This is a genomic window from Stenotrophomonas sp. SPM, assembly GCF_003105135.1.
GTDB lineage: Bacteria > Pseudomonadota > Gammaproteobacteria > Xanthomonadales > Xanthomonadaceae > Stenotrophomonas.
Genome location: NZ_QETL01000046.1, coordinates 1 through 20699, shown reverse-complemented (window position 1 = coordinate 20699; position 20699 = coordinate 1). Strand labels below are relative to the sequence as shown.

At 66.4% G+C, this 20699-nt stretch carries 20 protein-coding genes and 2 riboswitches; of the genes, 11 read left to right on the top strand and 9 right to left on the bottom strand.

All coding sequences use genetic code 11. The features are described from left to right. Positions 1-64: 64 nt before the first annotated feature. Positions 65-976 (bottom strand): pepsin/retropepsin-like aspartic protease family protein, encoded by a 912-nt coding sequence (locus DCO49_RS11440; RefSeq protein ID WP_343126025.1) that lies wholly within the window; start codon positions 974-976, stop codon positions 65-67. Between the two features lie 109 nt (positions 977-1085). Here DCO49_RS11440 and DCO49_RS11435 point away from each other — a divergent pair, with 109 nt between their 5' ends. From DCO49_RS11435 to DCO49_RS11415, 5 genes are all read left to right on the top strand, one after another. Next, positions 1086-1793: a response regulator transcription factor gene (locus DCO49_RS11435; RefSeq protein ID WP_116864141.1), complete on the top strand. Its 708-nt coding sequence runs from the start codon at positions 1086-1088 to the stop codon at positions 1791-1793. Between the two features lie 47 nt (positions 1794-1840). Then, the gene (locus DCO49_RS11430; RefSeq protein ID WP_116864140.1) at positions 1841-3130 is read left to right on the top strand and encodes a HAMP domain-containing sensor histidine kinase; all 1290 of its coding nucleotides are present in this window, start codon (positions 1841-1843) and stop codon (positions 3128-3130) included. A gap of 103 nt (positions 3131-3233) precedes the next feature. Next, a complete protein-coding gene (locus tag DCO49_RS11425) occupies positions 3234-3734 on the top strand; it encodes a MarR family transcriptional regulator (protein ID WP_116864150.1) in 501 nt (166 codons plus the stop codon). Next, positions 3731-4468, top strand: coding sequence for a DNA alkylation repair protein (locus DCO49_RS11420; RefSeq protein ID WP_116864139.1), 738 nt, complete (start codon positions 3731-3733; stop codon positions 4466-4468). Before DCO49_RS11425 ends, DCO49_RS11420 begins: the two co-directional genes overlap by 4 nt. Before the next feature lie 91 nt (positions 4469-4559). After that, positions 4560-4901 carry a DUF6616 family protein gene (locus DCO49_RS11415; protein WP_116864138.1) on the top strand — a complete coding sequence of 114 codons (342 nt, stop codon included), beginning with the start codon at positions 4560-4562 and terminating at the stop codon, positions 4899-4901. 87 nt (positions 4902-4988) lie between these two features. Here DCO49_RS11415 and DCO49_RS11410 read toward each other — a convergent pair whose 3' ends face one another. The 4 genes from DCO49_RS11410 to DCO49_RS11395 form a co-directional block, all read right to left on the bottom strand. Continuing rightward, positions 4989-5348 (bottom strand): hypothetical protein, encoded by a 360-nt coding sequence (locus DCO49_RS11410; protein ID WP_116864149.1) that lies wholly within the window; start codon positions 5346-5348, stop codon positions 4989-4991. 456 nt (positions 5349-5804) lie between these two features. After that, positions 5805-6296: a hypothetical protein gene (locus DCO49_RS11405; RefSeq protein WP_116864137.1), complete on the bottom strand. Its 492-nt coding sequence runs from the start codon at positions 6294-6296 to the stop codon at positions 5805-5807. A 29-nt stretch (positions 6297-6325) separates the two neighbouring features. Continuing rightward, positions 6326-7069: a hypothetical protein gene (locus tag DCO49_RS11400; RefSeq protein ID WP_243402723.1), complete on the bottom strand. Its 744-nt coding sequence runs from the start codon at positions 7067-7069 to the stop codon at positions 6326-6328. A gap of 321 nt (positions 7070-7390) precedes the next feature. After that, positions 7391-7750, bottom strand: a complete 360-nt coding sequence (locus DCO49_RS11395; protein WP_116864135.1) for a hypothetical protein — start codon at positions 7748-7750, stop codon at positions 7391-7393. A gap of 547 nt (positions 7751-8297) precedes the next feature. Between DCO49_RS11395 and DCO49_RS11390 the strand changes: the two genes are divergently transcribed. From DCO49_RS11390 to DCO49_RS11380, 3 genes are all read left to right on the top strand, one after another. Then, positions 8298-8822: a hypothetical protein gene (locus DCO49_RS11390; RefSeq protein WP_116864134.1), complete on the top strand. Its 525-nt coding sequence runs from the start codon at positions 8298-8300 to the stop codon at positions 8820-8822. 346 nt (positions 8823-9168) lie between these two features. Next, positions 9169-9429 carry a hypothetical protein gene (locus DCO49_RS11385; protein ID WP_108770152.1) on the top strand — a complete coding sequence of 87 codons (261 nt, stop codon included), beginning with the start codon at positions 9169-9171 and terminating at the stop codon, positions 9427-9429. Positions 9430-9686: 257 nt separating this feature from the next. Further along, complete coding sequence (locus tag DCO49_RS11380; protein ID WP_116864133.1) at positions 9687-10760, top strand: 3-deoxy-7-phosphoheptulonate synthase; 1074 nt, start codon at positions 9687-9689, stop codon at positions 10758-10760. 214 nt (positions 10761-10974) lie between these two features. Here DCO49_RS11380 and DCO49_RS11375 read toward each other — a convergent pair whose 3' ends face one another. From DCO49_RS11375 to DCO49_RS11360, 4 genes are all read right to left on the bottom strand, one after another. Continuing rightward, the gene (locus tag DCO49_RS11375) at positions 10975-14040 is read right to left on the bottom strand and encodes an efflux RND transporter permease subunit (RefSeq protein WP_116864132.1); all 3066 of its coding nucleotides are present in this window, start codon (positions 14038-14040) and stop codon (positions 10975-10977) included. Further along, positions 14037-17114 carry a multidrug efflux RND transporter permease subunit gene (locus DCO49_RS11370; RefSeq protein WP_116864131.1) on the bottom strand — a complete coding sequence of 1026 codons (3078 nt, stop codon included), beginning with the start codon at positions 17112-17114 and terminating at the stop codon, positions 14037-14039. Before DCO49_RS11370 ends, DCO49_RS11375 begins: the two co-directional genes overlap by 4 nt. Continuing rightward, the gene (locus DCO49_RS11365) at positions 17111-18298 is read right to left on the bottom strand and encodes an MdtA/MuxA family multidrug efflux RND transporter periplasmic adaptor subunit (RefSeq protein ID WP_116864130.1); all 1188 of its coding nucleotides are present in this window, start codon (positions 18296-18298) and stop codon (positions 17111-17113) included. The genes DCO49_RS11370 and DCO49_RS11365 overlap by 4 nt, the downstream gene beginning before the upstream one ends. Before the next feature lie 236 nt (positions 18299-18534). After that, complete coding sequence (locus DCO49_RS11360; RefSeq protein ID WP_079223669.1) at positions 18535-19152, bottom strand: trimeric intracellular cation channel family protein; 618 nt, start codon at positions 19150-19152, stop codon at positions 18535-18537. An 84-nt stretch (positions 19153-19236) separates the two neighbouring features. Next, positions 19237-19340, bottom strand: a riboswitch (glycine riboswitch). A 13-nt stretch (positions 19341-19353) separates the two neighbouring features. After that, a riboswitch (glycine riboswitch) is annotated at positions 19354-19443 on the bottom strand. 40 nt (positions 19444-19483) lie between these two features. Here DCO49_RS11360 and DCO49_RS11355 point away from each other — a divergent pair. From DCO49_RS11355 to DCO49_RS20545, 3 genes are all read left to right on the top strand, one after another. After that, a complete protein-coding gene (locus DCO49_RS11355; RefSeq protein WP_116864129.1) occupies positions 19484-19792 on the top strand; it encodes a GIY-YIG nuclease family protein in 309 nt (102 codons plus the stop codon). Continuing rightward, positions 19789-20202 carry a hypothetical protein gene (locus DCO49_RS11350; protein ID WP_116864128.1) on the top strand — a complete coding sequence of 138 codons (414 nt, stop codon included), beginning with the start codon at positions 19789-19791 and terminating at the stop codon, positions 20200-20202. The genes DCO49_RS11355 and DCO49_RS11350 overlap by 4 nt, the downstream gene beginning before the upstream one ends. Positions 20203-20422: 220 nt before the next feature. After that, positions 20423-20659, top strand: a complete 237-nt coding sequence (locus tag DCO49_RS20545; protein ID WP_243402722.1) for a hypothetical protein — start codon at positions 20423-20425, stop codon at positions 20657-20659. The last annotated feature ends 40 nt before the right edge of the window (positions 20660-20699 follow it).

The window sequence follows — 20699 nt, the reverse complement described above, 5'->3', positions numbered from 1 at the left end:
CAGGAAGACAAGTGTGTGGTTCTTATACTGCGCCTTCTGCCAAGATCGCGTAAATCCCGCGCGGCTACCGTCGCAGGCAGATGCGCTCGGCCCCTGCACTGATGTCCACTTGGCCACCCTGCATCACGTCCGCACCGAGGATCACCGCCGGCTGTTGGTCCAGCCCAATCGCCCGGAACACCGGCAATTCGCTGATGCGCACTTCCACCGCGGGGTGCTGCCACCCCGCACTGGCCAGCGCGGGCAGGGTGTAAAGCCACGTTGGCGTCGGCTTGCCACCCAGCCCTTCGCTGCCCTTGCTGCGCGCCCGCACACGCACATCGCTGCCATCGGTGCGCAGGCCCAACGCACGCGCTGCCGCGTCGTTGAGGATGGTCTGGACCGAACCGGTATCGACCACGCCGATGGCCTCCACGCCGTCATCGCCCAGCTGCAGGGTGACAAAGCCGAAACCCTTCAACACCCCGCTGCGGTCGGGCAGGGCGTTGCCCTGGCAGTGCGCCGCCGAGGTGGGCAGCGTCTGCGCCGGCCACAGCCTCAGGCGTGCATTGGCGAAATCCCAGCGCGTATCGAAGCGCGCAGTGATGTCTTGGCCGATGATGCCGTGCAACGGCGCGGCGCGCGACGAAGACAGGCTGGCCAGGTCGGCCTGCAATGCAGTCACCTGCAGTTGCAGGCTGCCCAGCGCCATCGCCACGCTGCGCGTGCTGCGCAGTGTCAACCCGCCCGCGCTGGCGCCCTGCGCGTCGTGGTTGCGTGCGTTCTGGTCCTGCAGCTGGAAGCGCTGCACCACGGCCGTATCCAGCAAGGTTGCGCTGGCGGCACTGTCCACCACCAGATTCAGCAACTCGTGGTGTCCATCCAGCGTACCGCGCACGGTCGGGTGGCTTGCCTGCATCGTCATCGGCAGGCTGTGCAGGGCGGCCGGTTCAGCCGCAGGCGGCAACGAAGCGATCAACAGGGGCAGCAGGGCCATGCGCATCGGGGAACTCCTCGGGAAAGAGCGGTCATTCCGCACCACGTGCGTCGTACCGGTGTGTCCGTCTTGATACCAGGCCGATACACAGCGCCGTCATACTTGTCGCATGAATGCTACCGCCACCCTCATCGTCGTGGATGACGATGCCAGCATCCGCGATGCCATTGCCGACCACCTGCTGCTGCACGGCTACCGCGTACGCGTGGCAGCGGATGCAGCCAGCCTGGATGTGCTGCTGCAGGTAGAGCGCCCCGATGCCATCATCCTGGATTGGATGATGCCCGGCGAAGATGGCCTGTCGGTGTGTCGCCGCCTGCAGTCGCGCGCCATTCCCATCCTGATGCTGTCGGCCATGGGCAGCGCACCGGACCGCGTCATCGGGCTGGAAATGGGCGCCGATGACTACCTGTCCAAACCCTTCGACCCGCGCGAGCTGCTGGCCCGCGTACGTGCGCTGCTGCGCCGGCAGGACAAGCTGCGCGCACGGACGTCGTTTGAACTACGGTTCGATGGCTGGCGCCTGCTGCCCGAGCAGCGTCGGCTGCTGGCCCCAGACGGCAGCGAAGTGGCGCTCAGTCGCGGTGAGTTCGCATTGCTGCAGGCGCTGGCCGAGCGTCCCGGCCGCGTATTGGACCGCGAACGGTTGATGCAGCTCACTCGCGGCGACGACAGTGACAGCGTGGACCGTGCCGTGGACCTGGCCATCAGCCGCCTGCGCCGCAAGCTCGCCCACGCCGCCAGCGGCGGTGATGGCCTGGTGCAGACCCTGCGGGGTGAGGGCTATCGCTTCGGCGCAGCGGTGCAACGCCTGTGAGCGTGCGCTGGGGCACGCGACGTTGGAGCACCGCCCGTTGGATCGCGATGCTGGCCTTCAGCAGCCTGCTGCTGGCCACGGCGGTCAGCATGGCCGTGGTGGGCTGGCTGCCGCGCCCGGCGGCACCGCAGATGCGGCTGGACCAGGCCATGCAGGTGCTGCGCGGAGAGCGCCCGGCTGACAGCGTGGGGCTGCGTGTGGACGTGCGTGCCCGGGCTCCTGAAGGAACCGGCCATGCGCACTTGCTGTACGTAGCCGCGGAAGGATTGCAGCGGCATGCGCAGCACGTTCGGCTGGTGTGGCCGGGCAACAGCAAGCCGCCGGACATTCATGTCATCGCCGCGGGTGCGGGGCAGGGCAGTGGCGGCGATACGGCAGCACTGGACGCCGCGCAGCAGGTGCTGGCCAGCCTGCCGTGGCCCCCATTCGAGCTGGCCGTGCAGCAGGCCGATGGGCGCTGGCGCGTGGTCAGCAGTGCCTACAGCGATCTGGCGGCCTGGCGAAGGCAGGTGCTGCTGGCCTTGCTGGGCGGCATGGTGCTGCTGGCGCCCTTGGCCGCTTGGGCAGCTGCGCGACTTGGTCGTCCGCTGCGGCGCCTGGCTGATGCCAGCGCCCATCTCGATCTGCACGCACCGACGCCGCTGCCCGACGACGGCCCACGCGAAGTGCAGATGCTTGCCGTGGCCCTGGATGCAGGCCGCACCCGCCTGCGCGAGCAGGCGCAGCAGATGACGCGCATGCTGGCGGCGGTCGCACACGACCTGCGTACGCCGCTCACCGGCCTGCGCCTGCGCGCCGAGTTTGCGCCTCCCGCGCAGGCCGCGCGCATGGTGGCTGATATCGAGCGCATGAACGCCATGATCGAGCAGGTGCTGGATTACGCCCGTGGCGAACTGCAGCCTCCGCAGCTGCAGACGATAGACCTGGTCCCTCTGCTGCAAGACTGCGCGCAGGCCGCGCGCCTGCGCGGCATTGAGGTTGCTGCTGAACTACCCGTCACCCTGCCTTGGCAGGCCGATGCTCTGCTGCTGCGTCGCGCGCTGGACAACCTGATCGACAACGCCGGCCGCTATGCGGGAGCGGTGGAACTACGTGCTGCGCAGCTGGACGCGCTGCTGCAGGTGGATATCATGGACCGTGGCCCCGGCATCCCCGCCGAAGATCGGGAGCGCCTCCTGCAGCCTTTCCAGCGCAGCGAAACCTCGCGCAGCCGCACAACCGGCGGCACCGGTCTCGGCCTCGCCGTGGCCGCCAATGCCGCCCGCAGCCACGGTGGCCAACTGCAGCTGCTGCAGCGGGAAGGTGGCGGCTTGATCGCCCGCCTGCAGCTGCACTGAGGTCGGTAGATCCACGCCATGCGTGGATGAATCTTCCCTCTCCGCTTGCAGTATCCATTCGCTCCCGAATATGATTAGGCGCCTAATCATAATTGTGATCGAAGTGCTGGAAGCAAAACACACCGCCCTCATCAACGAAGCTGCCCGTCGCGGCCACGCCAACCTGGCGCAGCTCCGCCTGTGTTTCCAGCTGCTTTCCCTCTCCACCGCCATCGACCGCGACTGCGCCACACGCCTCGCACCGCATGGCCTCAGTGAAGGCCGCTTCATCGTGCTGTTCCTGCTGCATGGCGCTGGCGGCACGCTGCCCCCGCACGAGCTGGCCGAACGCGCAGGCGTCACCCGCGCCACCATCAGTGGCCTGCTGGATGGACTGCAGCGCGAAGGCCTGCTGCAACGCAGGCACGATGCCGACGACGGCCGCCGTCTGCAGGTCGTGCTGACCCCCCGCGGCAGACGCCTGGCCGAGGAACTGTTCAACCAGCACACGCAGTGGATCGGTGGACTCTTCAACAGCTTGGATACCAGTGAACAGGCGCAGCTCTCGAAGCTCCTGGCCAAGGTCTGGCAGCACACCGACAGCGGGCGGGACGCGACGCCGTGAGTCAGGCCATCAGTGCGGCGCGGAAGCACGAACTCGACACCGGCCTAGCCGCCAGCACGCATCTGGCCGAGTGCCTTGCGGTGGACTTCGCAACGTTGCTGCAGACGGTGGTGGAGCTGCCAGATTCCGCCGTACAGCGCATGCGCGATGCCGCCAGCAAGGGCATCACCCGGCGCATGGCGCTGGCGGCAGCACTGCTGCGGGAAGCGGGGCAGGGGGCTGTCATTCACTGGCAGTCGCACCCCTCGGACACCGTGCGAGGTTGGGCCTGTTACCTCATCGGCAGTGATGCCACGTTGGGGCTCAGCGAAAAGCTGCAGGCGATACAGCCCCTGGCTGACGACCAACATTTCGGCGTGCGCGAATGGGCCTGGCTGGCCCTACGCGCCGACCTCGTGGCCGCGCCGCTGCAGGCGCTGACGCTGCTGCTGCCGTGGACAAGCGCTGCCTCGCCCTACCTCCGTCGCTTTGCCTGCGAAGCACTGCGCCCGCGCGGCGTATGGGCCACGCACATTTCACTCTTCAATCAACAGCCGCAGCACGCACTGCCGCTGCTGGACGCCCTGGCCAACGACCCCGAACGCTACGTGCAGGACTCGGTGGGCAACTGGCTCAACGATGCCAGCAAGATGCAACCGAAGTGGGTGCGCGACCTTTGCGCGCGCTGGCAACGCGAACACAGCAGCGCAGCAAACGCATACATCCGCAAGCGCGCCCAACGCTCCCTCCGGTAACGCCGGCCACCCACCGGCAACGCCACCACGCCGGTAGCGCCGGGCCATGCCCGGCGGACGCTCCAACCCCACCACCCCAAGGTAGGCCCCAATGCCCCACATCCTCATCGAGCACTACACCGCCACTCCCGCCTGGGCCCCACTCTCGCCGGAGCAACGCAACGCCTTCTTTGCCCGCATTGGCGCTGGCATGCAGCAGTTCGACGCGGCGCGCATCACGCCGCTGGCCATGGGCCGCATCGCCCGTGATGTGCCGCATGGCAGCGCCGAACAGTTCTACGCCGTCTGGCAGTGCGCCAGCCGCGCCGACGCCGATGCACTGGTCGCCGGCATCAGCGCCACAGGCTGGCATGAGTACTTCACCACCACCAATACGGTAGGTGCCGTGGATGCCATGCCGCAGCACCTGCACGATCTGGCAACCCACGAGTAGATCCACGCCATGCGTGGATGAACCCCCCACGCCATCCGGTAGCGCCGGGCCATGCCCGGCGGCTCCCCAGTCTCCGCCAAGGCCTGGTTACCGCGGCCGTACCCGCTCTGCCGCATGCGTACCTAGTTCCAGGCAGGCCATCATCAGGCCCTCCATCACGCGCGGGCCGACATCATGCTCTGGGCCGCCATGCTGGCGGCTGCGCTCGGCGGCCAGCATCACCTCATGCACGATGCGCAGCCCGGCCAAGGCGCAGTCGCCATCGGCCAACTGGATGCGTCGGCCGATCGGCAGGTTCGGCTCAGGCCAGGGAAGGCCATCGCTGCCGCAGCCCGCGCCGATGCGCTGCAGGTTGGCGATGAAACCGTGGGGATCAGGGGCAGCGTCTTCGGAATTGGCCGGATCGTTGTGGCCGCTACCGGGAAAGGGGAGGTGCTTTGCGTTCACGGTGTGTGCTCCGTCCAGCGAAGACGGCAGCACCACCGGAATAGGTGGCGGACGGTACGTGTCTGGAAGCCGGGAAACAGAAGTAAACCGGTGGACCCTTGGGTCCCCACGCGCCGCCCGCCACGGAACGCGGACGATATGGCAGCCGGCGCCGCAACACGCGGCGCCGGCTGGCAAACGTTTCTTCTGTCGCAGGGGCTTCCAGACCCGGCCGCCCTTTTTCGGTGGCAATCTATCTAGAGTAGATGTCTGCGAAGAACGTCGAGTGCGTCCGCGGCATTCATAGCGCACGGCGCTATATCGCACACGCGTTGAGAGGGAAACGCCGGGCGTTTGCGCCTAGCTTCCTGCAATTGAACTTTGCTTGCGATAAATGGCGAGCGCGTCAGTCGCTACGCTTCGCTGTAATCCAGAATTCGCGGCAAGCTCCGTTCATTGGTTTCGCTCATTGGGCTGTCAAGCCTGCTCGATCGGTCCAACTTCTCCATAAGGGGGTTGGCAATTGCCGTAACAACCTCCCCCTCCGGGAAGCCAGCCTCCGATGCCGCCGCCGCCGCCACCACCACCACCACCACCACCACCAGCCCCAGGTTGCGCAGCAGTGCTTCCATCATTCGATGAGTCCTGTGCACGCTGGCCGCAGGGCTTCTCAACGTGAATCATGGCGCGCCCGGTCATCATCATGATCCTTGTGGTGTAACTCACATTTCCTTTGAAGTAGTTGTTGCGCCAAACAGCGGTGCCAACAACCTTCTCCGCAGCTTCATCCAGCTTCTTGTTGAAGGCCGAGGCAAAAGGATCGCTGGCGCCTGCGGCGCGCTCCTTTGAGATGTCCTTGATATCGACTTTCAAGGGAGGAAGGGGTGGGATGGGTAGCTCTGAACAGGCGATTGCAATACCGGCGCAACATCCAGCAGAAATCAGGCACAGCTTTACAGACGGTTTCAACTTTTGCTCCTTGCGTGTGAAACGAACAACTACTCAGACGGTAGCGGTCGAGGATCGGGGATGAACTCGCCTCCGGTTTTTTCCCGATATATGGCATCCAGCGTTCTGCTGAGCTTCAGCGCTTCCGCTTCACCACGCATTCGCTGTTCGACGGTCAATGGGGCTCTGAACATCATTTCTCTGGCCAGTGCCAGTGATGTATCTCCTCTCATCTCGGCGACCCGTGCAATTGCGTAGCCGGTGACCACATCACCTTGCGTGCTTCCCGCAAAGAACGACGCGGCAGACTGCAGCGCATAAAGATTGCCCTCGGCGCCTTTGATCAACAGTCGATCCAGGGCTTCGCGCTCCGGCAGCGCCCGCGTGTCCAACATGACTTGGGCAACGATGTCCCCAGCATTGGCCGCACTCCAAAGGATGCCGTCGGAGGCGCCGGTGAACGTCTCATGCTGTTCCTTGTTCGGGTATCCATGCCGATCCAACCAGTGCTGCTCCTGTACGTTCGTGGCTCCCCATGGGTCATCGTCGAAGCCCATGCCTTGCCGTGTTGCGCGTGGCAAGGAAACACTTCCAGCTGCGGCAGGCTGATTCTTCTCGCCCTTCTGCCCACGTACTTCGTCAACCGGAATCATGGGGGTGCTTTTGTTGTTTTGGACGGCCCCCACGCTTGGTCCATCTACTGCGCAGCCCGCCAAAGAGGCCATAAGCACGCAGGCCAGCACCAGCAGGTGGCCACTGCTGCTTGAACGCGTGAAACGATGGGTTTTATTCACTACCTGTTCCCGAAGTCCTAGTAACCGCTCGTGGCGACAGAAACTGATGCATGATCCGGCCATCGTCAAGCTCGTTGTGTAGTAAGGAATATCTGACGCAGGCTGACCCGCATTCCACCCAAGCTGAACTGCGATTCTGTGCGTCGATCAGTTGGGGCTACAGGTCTCTGGACGTTTGGTCTTTGGTGGAATACGTCAACAGCATAGGTCGGAATGTCTGGAGGCCAGCGCCTAGAAGAACTCGAGCCATGGCGTAGTCACCAGCCGTGCAGATCACTGCACGGCTGGCAGGCAGTTATCGAATCGAGTGGCGCTGTAGCTCTACTGCGGCCGCACCCGCTCGGCCGCATGCGTGCCCAGTTCCAGGCAGGCCATCATCAGGCCTTCCATCACGCGTGGACCAACATCATGTTCCGGCCCGCCAATCTGGCGGCTGCGCTCGGCGGCCAGCAGCATCTCATGCACGATACGCAGCCCGGCAAGCGCGCAATCGCCATCGGACAACTGGATGCGTCGGCCGATCGGCAGGTTCGGTTCGGGCCAGGGAAGGCCATCGCTGCCGCAGCCTGCGCCGATACGCTGCAGGTTGGCGATGAAACCGTGGGGATCAGGGGCAGCGTCTTCGGTGTTGGCCGGGTCGTTGTGGCCGCTACCAGGGAAGGGGACGTGCTTTGCGTTCATGGCGTGTGCTCCGTACAGAGAGGACGGCAGCGCCACCGGAATAGGTGGCGGACGGTACGTGGCGGCAAAGACCGGGAGATGCTGATACCGGCGGGCGCAAGCGCCCCCACGCACCGCCCGCCATGGAACGCGGACGGATTGCCAGCCGGCGCCGCACGAAGCGACGCAGGCCGGCAAACGTAAACAGCATCTCCACGGGCTTTGCCGACCCGGCCACCCTTTTTCGATGGCAATCCATCTAGTGCACATGCCTGCGCGCAGCATCCGCGACAGCCATGAAAACGCGGCGCAGTATTGCACATGCTGCAGGCCATGGAATCCGCTGTTTCAAGCGCATTGCTCCACGGTTGAACTTCGAAGCCACGAAGTCATTGGCGTATCACGTAGCGAGTCGAAAGCGGGTTCGATCACGACATTATCCATATGGGGAAAAGTGACGCGTCCTCTTCAGTGACGCCTTCTCCCGGCGACTGAAACCAAGTTCTTCAGGACAATTTCTGGCTTGCCACGTGGCGGGATTTCAAAGCTCGCATGGAGGGCGAGCGTCATGTCGGTCATCCAGGAATATGCGCTCGCAGATCGCATTCGCGAGCTCGTTCGATTCGTTGATAGGCAGTCCATCGCTGGTGCGGAGGATTGGCGTGCTCCTGCATTTGCGTACCTGCTCACGCCAAAGCAATGCGATGACTTTGATCGGGTCTGTGACGAGAACGGCTGGTTACGGTTGAACTGCTACGCGGTCATGCTCGGTCCCGGTGAAATACGGCACGTTCTGGATGCCCGTAAGCAGAAAGATGGCCTGATGTGTTCCGAGATCGATGAGCTTCTGGCCAAAGCGTACAGCCCGCGCAGCCTCATCAGATGCAATCCGCCCGGCGGTTCCGACGCTGCACCACGGAGAAGCGAGCAGCAGTCCGTCATGCTCAACACGCACCAGAAGCTTTACATCGGGGGTACGCCGTACTACGCGACGGCTGTACTGGAAATCCGTGTTTCTGGATCCAGAAGGTACTTGGCCCCGGTGACGTGCTATCACGTGACCGGGGCCAAGAAACGAAAGATGTTGAAGTGACTACGTAGGAAGGACGGCCTCATTGGCAGGCTTCCGCAGTCAAGCGAACAGCCCCGGCGCCAACAATTTCCCTTCATATGCCCCCTGCGGGACTTCGCAGCTCCGCCGACGAATTTTCTGCTGTCTGCGTAGTCGGCGCTCACTATACCGGCCCCTCAGGGGAGCCGCAACGAACCTATCAGATGATGGGGAAAAGCGTCATCTTCGTTTCCGTGCACGGCTGCCAACGAACAGCGTTCACACTGGCCACTGCCGAATGAGGCTGGGCGCGCCACGGCACATGCGCCTGTCACCAATACGCGGTAAACATGACCCCTGCCCATGTCCACCCGCAGGCACGTCGATCATGCAGAGCAAGCTCCAGGTCACCCTGTACGGAACCCTTGGCGACAGCCCCGCGCTGCAGTTGCCGGGGCTGGAAGGGCCGTCGGTCGCCATCCTGGAATCGACGCTGCGGCAGCTCGTCTCCGATCTCTACACGGCACGTTCCCTGCTCAACCCCGAGCAGCTGGACGAGGCGCAGAAGGAACTGGACCGCGTGGTGGAGCGCTGGGTGGACATCCACGAAGGCCTGCTGCTGGATGTGGAAGTACACGGCAAGCGCTGAGGCACCCCTGCCTGAACCGCTCCCGCAGTTGCCGATGAAACATTTTGCACTGCGCAGAAGCTGTGCTATCAATACATCCCATGAACGCCGTCCACGCCAACTTTTATTGGTATTACTTTCCGAAGCCCACGGCGGAGGAAGGACTGCGCTCACCCTGAAGAAACCTTCAGACGCATTCCCGAAAGCCGCCAGCGAACCTGGCGGCTTTTTTCATGTCGCCACGCTGGGGACCCCCAACGTTCCGGAGAACCCCCGCAATGCCCCCCCACACCGACGACCTTCGTATCCGTACCATCGAACCGCTGACACCGCCCGCCCAGCTGCTGGCGATGCTGCCCTGCGACGATGAAGCTTCCGACACCGTCAGCGCCTCGCGCGCGGCCCTGCACGAGATCCTGCATGGCCGTGACGACCGCCTGGCCGTGGTGGTGGGCCCGTGCTCGATCCACGACCCGCACGCCGCCATCGAGTACGCCCAGCGCCTGAAGCCCCTGCGCGATGCGCTGGCCGGCGAACTGGAGATCGTCATGCGCGTGTACTTCGAAAAGCCGCGCACCACGGTGGGCTGGAAGGGCCTGATCAACGATCCGGACCTGGATGGCAGCTTCAAGATCGACAAGGGCCTGCGCATTGCCCGCGGCCTGCTGCGTGACATCAACAAGCTGGGCCTGCCGGCCGGCGTCGAGTTCCTCGATGTGATCTCGCCGCAGTACATCGCCGATCTGGTCGCCTGGGGCGCCATTGGCGCGCGCACCACCGAAAGCCAGGTGCACCGCGAACTGGCCTCGGGCCTTTCCTGCCCGGTCGGCTTCAAGAACGGTACCGATGGCAACGTCAAGATCGCGGCCGATGCAGTGGGCGCAGCGTCCAACCCGCATCACTTCCTGTCGGTCACCAAGCAGGGTGGCACCGCCATCGTGTCGACCACCGGCAACCCGGATTGCCATGTGATCCTGCGTGGCGGCAAGCAGCCGAACTACGACGCGGCCAGCGTCGGCGAGGCCTGCCAGGCACTGGCCAAGGCCAAGCTGCCGACGCGCCTGATGATCGATGCCAGCCATGCCAACAGCCTCAAGAACCCCGAAAACCAGCCGAAAGTGATCGAGGACATCGCCATCCAGCTGGAAGACGGCGAACAGCGCATCGTCGGCGTGATGGTGGAAAGCCATCTGGTCGGTGGCCGCCAGGAACTGGTGGAAGGCCAGCCGCTGGTTTACGGCCAGAGCATCACCGATGGCTGCATTGATTGGGACACCACCGTGGACGTGCTGGAGCGCTTGGCCGCTGCCGTGCGTGCCCGCCGTGAAGTAAAGGTGTCCGAAGCCGCTTGATTGCGGCATGTGTGTGGATGGCGGCCAGCGCCTGCGGGGGTGCGGCCGCGATCAGGGTCGGTCGGAGTTGGAGGCCGACCCGTCCGCACCGGCGATGCGCCTGGCGCTGCGTAAGTGCGACAGCGCCAGGTACATCGCCGGGGTGGTGGTACCGGTTTTTGTAGAGTCGAGCCATGCTCGACTTATGCAAAAAGCAGTCGAGCATGGCTCGACTCTACATGGATCTTTTCGCGCGAATCCTCGCCAGCGCCAGATACATCGCCGGCGTCGTGTACAGCGTCAGCCACTGGCTGACCAGCAACCCGCCCACAATCGCGATGCCCAGCGGCTGCCGCAGCTCCCAGCCCTCGCCGTTGGCCAGCACCAGCGGCAGCGTGCCCAGCAGCGCCGCCAGCGAGGTCATCAGGATCGGCCGCAGGCGAAGCCGTGCCGCCTCCATCACCGCGTCGTGCGCGCTCACGCCTCGCCGCTCGCCGGCCAGGGCGAAGTCCACCAGCAGGATGGTGTTCTTCATCACCACGCCCACCAGCAGGAACAACCCAAGCAGCGCGATCAGGTTCAGTTCGTTGCCGAACACCCATAGCGCCAGCAGCGCGCCGATGCCGGCCGAGGGCAGGGTGGACAGGATCACCAGCGGCTGCAGGAAGCTCTCGTAGAGGATGCCCAGCACCAGGTAGACCGCCAGCGTCGCGCCCAGCACCAGCCACAGCTGTCGCGCACGCAGGCTGTCCAGGCCACCGGCTTCACCGGACAGCTTGGCCTGCACCGTGCGTGGCAGCATCAGTTTCGCCATCGCAGTGTCGATCGCCTGCGTGGCCTGTTCCAGGCCGACACCCGGCGCCAGTGCGAATTCGATCCAGATCGAGGCGAACTGTTCGCTGTGGTAGATGCGGTCCGGCGCCATGCCATAGCGCCAGCTGGCGATGGTCGACAGCGGAATGCGCTGGCCGCTGCCATCGATCACCTGCAGGCGCGCCAGCGTGCCTGGGTCCTGGGTGTGCTTCGGGTCCAGCTCCATCACCACGCGGTACTGGTTGAGGCTGTCGTACAGGGTGGCGACCTGGCGCTGGCTGAAGGAATTGTTGAGCATGTTGGCCACGGTCTTCAGGTCCACGCCATGGCGCGCGGCGGCCTCGCGGTCGATGTCCAGCACCACCTGGCGCATGCCGGCCTCGCCCTGTGCTTCCACGTCCACCAGCTCGGGCAGGGCGCGCAGCGCGGCGCCGACCTTCGGGGCCCACTCGCGCAGCGGCGCCATGTCCGCCGACAGCAGCTGGAACTCGTACTGGCCGCTGCTGCCGCCGCCCTCCAGGCGGATGTCCTGGTCGACCCACAGGTACAGGTTGCCGCCGGGCAGCTTGGGTAGGCGCGCGCGCAGGCGATCGATCACCTCCTGGCTGGACACCTTGCGCTCGGCCAGCGGCTTCATCTTGATCATGATGAAGGCGTTGTTGACCCCGTTGCTGCCGCCGATATAGCCGATGATGTCCTCGATGGCCGGGTCGGACAGCAGCAGCTTGCGGTAGGCATCGATCTTCGGCTGCATGGCCTGGAACGAGAGGCCATCGTCGCCACGGGCGAAGCCACGCAGCTGCGCGGTGTCCTGCTTGGGCACCACGCCCTTGGGCACCTGCTGGAACAACCAGGCGTTGAGCGCGATGACCGCCACGAAGGCCAGCAACGGCCAGCGCAGCCGGCGCAGGCAGGCCTGCAGCGTGCGCAGGTAGGCGGCACGTATGCGCTCGAACAGCGCGTTGCTGCCACGCTGCCAGCGCGAGGCATGCTGCGCGTCATCGACGAACAGGCGCGCGCACAGCATCGGCACCAGACTCAGCGCAACGACCACCGACACGCTCATCGCCGCCACCAGGGTCAGCGAGAATTCGCGGAACAGGCGCTCGACGAAGTCATCCAGGAACAGGATGGAGACGAACACCACGGCCAGCGCCACGTTCATCGACAGCAGGGTGGCGCCCACTTCCGCCGCGCCCCGCACCGCGGCCTGCCAGCGGTCGGCGCCCAGTTCGCGATGACGGGCGATGTTCTCCAGCACCACGATGGCATCGTCCACCACCAGCACCGCGGCCACGATCAGCGCCATCAGCGAGAGCGTGTTGAGCGAGAACCCCATCAGCGCCACCAGTGCCAGCGTGCCGAACAGCACCACCGGGATGGCCACGCTGGGCACCAGCGCCGCGCGCCAGTGGCCGAGGAAGGCGAGCACCACCAGCACCACCAGGGCGATGGCCAGCACCAGGGTCAGTTCGGCTTCGTGCAGGGTCGCGCGGATGACAGGCGAGCGGTCCATCACCAGGCGCATGTCCACGCTGGGTGGCAGCAGCGCATGCAGCTGCGGCAGCTGCGCTTGGATGGCATCGACGGTGGCGATGATGTTCGCACCGGGCTGGCGGCTGACGATCAGCAGCACCGCCGGGCGTTCGTTGTGGAAACCGCTGGCGTAGCGGTCTTCCACGCCGTCGGCCACTACCGCCACATCGCCCAGGCGCAGGGTGCGGTCGTCGCTCACCTTCAGCGCCAGCTCGCGGTACTGCGCGGCCTGGCGCAGCTGCAGCGGCGCTTCCAGCTGCCATTGCTGGCGCTCATCGCCCACCGCACCCAACGGGCGCACCGCGTTTGTGCGGCTGATGACCTGGGCCACGTCTTCCAGGGCCAGGCCGGCATGGTTGAGCGCATTCGGGTCCAGCGATACGCGCACCGCCGGCAGGGCACTGCCGCCCACCTGCACTTCGCCCACGCCCGGTACCTGCGACAGCTTCTGCGCCAGCACGGTGGAGGCCAGGTCGTACAGCTGGCCCGGCGGCAGCGTGTCCGAGGTCAGTGCCAGCGCCAGGATCGGCGCCTGCGAGGGATTCACCTTGCGGTACTGCGGCATGCCGGGCATGCCACTGGGCAGCTGCCCGCGCGCGAGATTGATCGCCGCCTGCACTTCGCGTGCGGCCTCGTCGATATCGCGGCCGAGCACGAACTTCAGCTCGACCGAGGTCTGGCCCTGGGTGCTGGCCGAATCGATACGCGAGATGCCGGGCAGGCTGCCGAGGGCACGTTCCAGTGGCGTGGCCACGGTGGCGGCCATCGACTCGGGCGAGGCACCGGGCAGGCTGGCGCTCACTTCGATGGCCGGGTAATCCACCTGTGGCAGCGGTGCCACAGGCAGCAGGCGCAGCGCCAGCAGGCCGGCCAGCACCAGCGCCACCGCCAGCAGGGTCGTCGCTACCGGTCGCTGCACGCAGGCCTGGGCCAGGCGTGCGATGGGGCTCATGCGCGCGCCTCTTCAGGCGTGGCGATGGTGGCCGAGCGCCGGCGCTGCAGGCGGTCGAAGGCCAGGTAGATCACCGGCGTGGTGAACAGGGTCAGCACCTGGCTGACCAGCAGGCCACCGACCATCACCCAGCCCAGCGGCTGCCGCAGTTCCGCGCCCGAGCCACTGGCCAGCATCAACGGCACCGCGCCGAACAACGCCGCCAGCGTGGTCATCAGGATCGGACGGAAGCGCAGCAGCGCCGCCTGGTGGATCGCCTCGCGCGGGGTCATGCCGCGCGTGCGCTGCGCGTCCAGCGCGAAGTCGATCATCATGATCGCGTTCTTCTTCACCAGCCCGATCAGCAGCACGATGCCGATCACCGCGATCAGGTCGAGGCTGCGCCCGCTCACCCACAGCGCGGCCAGCGCACCCACCGTGGCCGAGGGCAGGGTGGATAGGATGGTGATCGGGTGCACGAAGCTCTCGTAGAGCACGCCCAGCACGATGTACATCACCACCACCGCGGCCAGGATCAGCCACAGCGTGGACGACAGCGAACTGCTGAACGCCGCTGCCGCACCCTGCAGGCGCAGTTCGATGCTTTCGGGCAGGGCGATCTGCGTACGCGCCGCTTCCACGGCGGCGGTGGCTTCGCCCAGCGAGGCGCCCGGTGCCAGGTTGAACGAGAGCGTGGCCGCCGGGAACTGGCCCACATGGTTGCGCAGCAGGGCCGCCGGCCCCAGTTCCACCCGCGCCACCGCGCCCAGCGGCACGGGTTGGCCGTCGCTGTTGCGCACGCGCAGGCCGCTGATGGCCTCGGGCCCGGGCTGGCGCGACGGATCGGCTTCCAGCACCACGCGGTACTGGCTGGCCTGGGTGAAGATGGTGGAAATCTGCCGCTGCCCGTAGGCGTCGTACAGCGCATCGGCCACGGCTTCCACGCTCACGTTCAGGCGTGCAGCGGCATCGCGGTCGATGTTCACCCGCGCCTGCCGGCCCTGCATCTGCAGGTCGCTGGCCACATCGCGCAGTGCCGGCTGCTGGCGCAACGCCTGCAGCAGCTTCGGCGTCCACGTTTCCAGCGTCTGCTGTTCCGGCGTGGTCAGGGTGAACTGGTACTGGTTGCGGCTGATGCGGTCTTCGATGCCCAGCTCCTGCACCGGCTGCAGGTAGAGGGTGATGCCGGGAATCTTCGATACGCGCTGCTGCAGCCGTTCCATCACCACGGCGGCGCCGTCGCGGTCGCCATGCGGCTTCAGTTCGATCAGCAGGCGGCCGGTGTTGAGCGTGGCGTTGTTGCCGTCCACGCCGATGTAGGACGACACGCTGGCCACGGCCTCGTCGGCTTCGATGGCTGCCGCCAAGGCCTGCTGGCGCTCGCGCATGGCCTGGAACGAGATCGCCTGCGGGGCTTCGCTGATGCCCTGCACCAGGCCGGCATCCTGCACCGGGAAGAAGCCCTTGGGCACGGCGAAGTACAGCGCCACGGTCAGCGCCAGGGTAGCGACGGTGGCCAGCAGCATCAGCGGCTGGCGTTGCAGCACCCACTGCAGCTGGCGGTCGTAGACGGCGATGATGCGGTCGAACACGTCCGGCGCGTGCGCGGTCTTCGCATGCGGCTTCAGGAACCGCGCACACAACATCGGCGTAAGAGTGAGCGACACCAGCAGCGAGATACCGATCGCCACCGCCAGCGTCACCGCGAACTCATGGAACAGCGCGCCCACCAGGTCGGCCATGAACAGCAGCGGGATCAGCACCGCGATCAGTGAAACAGTGAGCGAGACCAGGGTGAAGCCGATCTCGGCCGCGCCCTTCAGTGCCGCCTCGCGCGGGCTTTCGCCGTCTTCCAGGTGGCGGGCGATGTTCTCCAGCATCACGATGGCATCGTCCACCACGAAGCCGGTGGCGATGGTCAGCGCCATCAGCGTGAGGTTGTTGAGCGAATAGCCGGCCAGCAGCATCACCGCGAACGTGCCGATCAGCGACAGCGGCACCGCCACGCTGGGAATGAGCGTGGCCGGCAGGTTGCGCAGAAACACCCATGTGACCAGCACCACTAGGCCGATGGCCAGCACCAGTTCCTTCTGCACGCCGCGCACGGAGGCGCGGATCGATTCGGTGCGGTCGCTCAGCACGTTCATCTGCACGCCGGCTGGCAGCGTGGCCTGCAGCTGCGGTATTAGCGTCCGCACCTGTTCGACCACGGCGATCACGTTCGCGCCGGGCTGGCGCTGGATGTTCACCAGCACCGCCGGCGTGGGGCCGCTCCAGGCGGCCAGCTGGCGGTTCTCGGCGCCATCGGTGATGGTCGCCACGTCGCCCAGGCGCAGCGGCGCGCCTTCGCGCCAGGCCAGCACCAGGGCGCGGTACTCATCGACGCTGCGCATCTGGTCGTTGGCATCGAGCATCACCGCGCGGATCGGGCCGTCGAAACTGCCCTTGGGCAGGTTGACGTTGGCTGCCGCGATCGCGGTACGGATGTGGTCCATGCCCAGGCCGTTGGCGGCCAGCGCAGCCGGGTTCACCTGGATGCGCACGGCCGGCCGCTGGCCACCGGCCAGGCTGACCAGGCCGACGCCGGGCAGCTGCGCCAGGCGCTGGGCGATGCGCGTATCCACCAGGTCGTGCACCTGCGGCAGTGCCAGCGCCTGCGAGGTCACCGCCAGGGTGAGGATGGGCGTATCGGCCGGGTTGACCTTGCGATACACCGGCGGCACCGGCAGATCGCCGGGCAGGAAGCTGCCGGCTGCGTTGATGGCCGCCTGCACGTCCTGCTCGGCCACACCCAGCGACACGTCCAGGCCGAACTGCAGGGTGATGACCGAGGCACCGCCGGAACTGGTGGACGACAGCTGCTTCAGGCCGGGAATCTGCCCGAGCTGGCGTTCCAGCGGCGCGGTGATGGTGCGCGTGGTCAGTTCCGGGCTGGCGCCCGGGTACAGCGTGGTGATCTGGATGATCGGGTAATCGACCTGCGGCAGCGCCGCTACCGGCAGCAGGCGGTAGGCCAGCACGCCCGACAGCAGCAGCGCCACCATCAGCAGGGTCGTTGCGACCGGGCGCAGGATGAACGGGCGCGACAGGTTCATGCGCCGGCCTTGGCCGCCTTCGCTGCAGCAGCGGGCTGTTCGGCCACGATCTCCACGGCGGTGCCATCTTCCAGGCCATCGATGCCTTCGATCACTACCTGGTCACCGGCCTGGAGGCCGGAGCGTACGGCCACACGGCCCTCATCGGCCGGGCCCAGCACCACGGTGCGGCGCTGCGCCTTGTTGTCCTTGTCGACGATGTGCACGTAGTTGCCCTGGCTGCCGAACTGCACGGCGGCATCGGGAATCAGCAGCGCTGGCTGTTCTCCCAGCTGCAGGCGCACGTTGACGAACTGGTTGGGGAACAGGGCCAGGCCGGCGTTGTCGAACTGCGCGCGCAGCTTCAGCGTGCCGGTGGCGGTGTCGATGCGGTTGTCGACGCTGGACAGCGTGCCCTGCGCCAGCGCCCTGCTTTCACCGCGGTCCCAGGCTTCCACCGGCAGGCCGGCCTGTGCCTGCACGGCATCCAGCAGGGCCGGCAGTTCCGGTTCGGGCACGGTGAACAGCACGCTGATCGGCGCGGTCTGCGCCAACGTCACCAGGCCTTCGGTATCGCTGGCGTGCACCAGGTTGCCGACATCGAGGCGGCGCAGGCCGACGCGGCCGCTGACCGGCGCGGTGATGCGGGTGTACTGCAGCTGCAGGCGCGCTTCGTCCACCGACGCCTGGTCGCTGATGCGGCGGCCCTGCAGCTGCCGTACCTTGCTCTGCTGGTCGCTCAGTTCCTGCCCGGACACGTAGTTCTGCTTCTGCAGTTCGCGGTAGCGCTGCAGCTGGCGTTCGGCGTTCTCGAGTTCCGCCAGATTCTGCTGCTGGGTACCCTGCGCCTGCGCCAGCTTCACTTCATACGGGCGCGGGTCGATCTGCGCGAGCAGGTCGCCGGCCTTCACCTGCTGGCCTTCCTGGAAGTGCAGGCGCAGCAGCTCACCATCGACGCGGCTGCGCACCACCACGCTGTGCAGCGGGGTGACGGTGCCGACGGCCTTTAGGCGCAGCTGCAGCGGTTCGGCACTGGCACGGGCCACGCGCACCGGCACGGTCTTGCCCGGGGCTGCGTCCGCGGTTGCCTCGGCGCGCGGCCATGCCCACCAGGCCAACAGGCCGGCCACGATGATGACCACGGGAATCGCCCACCAGCGGCGTGAACGGGGCGGGGTGCTACGGGACGGCTCAACAGCGGACATGGGGCATCCTGCGCCCTGCGCACGCGCAGGGACATGTACGCCCGCTCGCGCATCACGCGTAGCGGGCAACGGGGGAGGGGGGTGTCTGGCGGGACCGCGACGCGGTGTGGCTGGATGCCGTCGCGCGGGCGACGGGGCGTCAATGGTAGCCAATCAGACCGACGAATGCCGCATGACCAAGGTCATGCCCGACCGCTCCTGTAAAGTCGAGCCATGCTCGACTCTACAAAGAGCGATCAATGCACTTCGTCGTGGTACACGAACTTGGGCATTTCCCAGCGGTAATGGATCGCCAGCAGGCGCAGCGCGAAGCCACCGCCCAGGCAGCACAGGATCGCCGTGGCATCGGCCACGCCCCAGCGCAGCAGCAACAGATACACCGCGCCGGTCAGCAGCGAGATGATCGCGTACAGCTCCTTCTGGAAGATCAGCGGCACCTCGTTGCAGAGGATGTCGCGCAGCACGCCGCCGAAGGCACCGGTGAGCATGCCGGCGATCAGCACGATGGGCATGGCATGGCCGGCCTCGCGTGCGATCGAGCAGCCGATCAGGGTGAAGGCGATCAGGCCCAGGCCATCGAGCACCAGGAAGGTGCGGCGGAAATGGTGCATCCAGCGCGCCACCCAGGTGGCGATCAGCGCCGCGCACACGGTGAAGCCCAGGTACTCGGGGTGCTTCACCCAGCCGAGCGGATAGTGGCCGAGCAGGATGTCACGCAGCGAACCGCCGCCGAGGGCGGTGACGCAGGCGATCATGACCACGCCGAACAGGTCCATGCGGCGGCGGCCGGCGGACAGCGCGCCGGTCATGGCTTCGGCGGAAATGGCAACGAGATAGATGATGGACAGCAGCATGGGACAGGCTCCGGGCGCGGTGGGGCCGGCCATGCGCGTATACCGCCACTGCCTGCGCAATGACGGGATGATGATGACCGGTGCCGCTCCCGCTGTCCTTTTGCCTGAGAGTTCAGCGGGATGAACCGCGTGCCCCTTCGGCGGGTCGTGCCGGGCGTGCCCGGTGACCTCTCTCCAGCTCGGCGTGTCGAATGCATGGTTGGTGGGATTCCAGCCCACCGGCCTGAGCGATCATGGGAGCCTGCGCCTTCGGCGGGCGCCAGCGCGGCGCCTCTCTCCTGCATTCGGGCGCCAGTATATCCGCTGCAGTGCAGCACGCCATAATCCCCCCATGGCCCGTCCGTCCGCCCCCTGGTTCCTGTACCTGCTCGAATGCCGGGACGGCAGCTATTACGCCGGCATCAGTACCGACGTTGCGGCCCGTTTCGCCGCCCACCAAGCCGGCAAGGGCGCCCGCTACACCCGGGCCCGGCCGCCACTGCGCATCCTGGCCGTGCGCGAATACCCGGACCGCTCGGCCGCCTCCCGCGCCGAATGGCAGCTCAAGCAGCAGCCGCGCGAACGCAAGCTGGCCTGGCTGCAGGCCGACGCCGCCCATGCCATGATCGCCACACCCATCGACACAGGGACCGTCCGATGAAGACCTGCTGGATGCTGCTGTTCACCACCGGCATGGCCTTGCCGGCCTGCGCCCAGACCCCGCCGCCGCTGCAGCACGGGCAGATCGGCACCGCCGCAGAGCTGGCCGCGCAACGTGGTCCGACCACACCCGAGCCCATCCACCTGCGCCGCGACCGGGTGCCGCCCGATCTGGTTGATCTGATTCCGCTCGCTGAAACGTGGGGCATCAGCGATGACGTGCTGCGCGACGAGATGCAGGAGCGTGCGACCGCAGCGGAGAAGCAGGCAATGGGCGATGCGTTGAAGAGTCGCCATGCACGCATCACCGCCTGGCTCGACAGTTTTCCGCAGGGCCAGCCGATGTCCGACGAAGCCGCGGCCTTCATGTACATGCAGATGGGTGCCGACGAAATGGGCCTGATGCAGTAGATCCACGCCATGCGTGGATGCAGCTGGGGAGTGAGCGCCATGGGTGCTGCCGGTAAAGCGTGGATTTCAATCATTGTGCTGGTGGCCTGCATCGCACTGCTGCCCGGCCTGCTCTACCTGCTCCGGGCTGGCCTGGGTGGATGGTTGGCCGCAGCCGGCAGACCGTGCGCCCAGTGGCGTGGCGGCATGCAGCGGTGAACCGCGCGCGGGATTCCAGCGGATGAACCCCTGGGGCGTCGTCGCGCAGCTCTTTGACGAGGGTGCGAGGAAAGCGAACGTGCCCGTGGTCGAGCAGGAGGCCTACAGGGTTGCCCGCCGCCACCTGATGCGGCAGCCGCGGCACGGCATGCTGCGCTGGCAGTTGAGCAGCACGGCACTCACGATCTGGATCACCCTGCATTGGAATGCCGCGCAGATTGCCGACACCGCGAGGAAGGAAGACTTCTGCAGCAAGTGAGTGCGAGGCACGATTGTGTAGAGCCGAGCCCATGCTCGGC